This window comes from Nocardioides humilatus, assembly GCF_008373755.1.
Classification (GTDB): domain Bacteria; phylum Actinomycetota; class Actinomycetes; order Propionibacteriales; family Nocardioidaceae; genus Nocardioides; species Nocardioides humilatus.
On the sequence record NZ_VUJV01000030.1, the window covers coordinates 1 to 297 of the forward strand.

The window sequence follows — 297 nt, forward strand, 5'->3', positions numbered from 1 at the left end:
CTGAGATTCACTTTTTGGTGTGACTGGTTCATAATCATTATTTTTGCATGGAATGATGTTTACTACTGAGTTTAGGTCTAGTTCCGTTTTTTGAAGAGGCAAATCATTGCGGAGTTCCTTAAATGCACGTGAGCACTTTTCTTTTTCTAATTGCTCGACGTAACTAAGAACTTCAGGAGTGCTAATCGCATCAGCTGGCCAGCTTGGTGTACGAATTCCTACGTCAATGGAAAGTCCTCTTTCGCACTTGTGCATTCCTTCTTTTTGTAAAACTGCATCATCACACTGATCGATGAG

The 297-nt window shown here is 40.4% G+C and carries 1 protein-coding gene; it reads right to left on the reverse strand.

From position 1 onward, the window contains the following. A partial coding sequence (locus F0U44_RS23900) for a hypothetical protein (protein ID WP_188113635.1) occupies nucleotides 1-297 on the reverse strand: 297 nt, incomplete at both ends.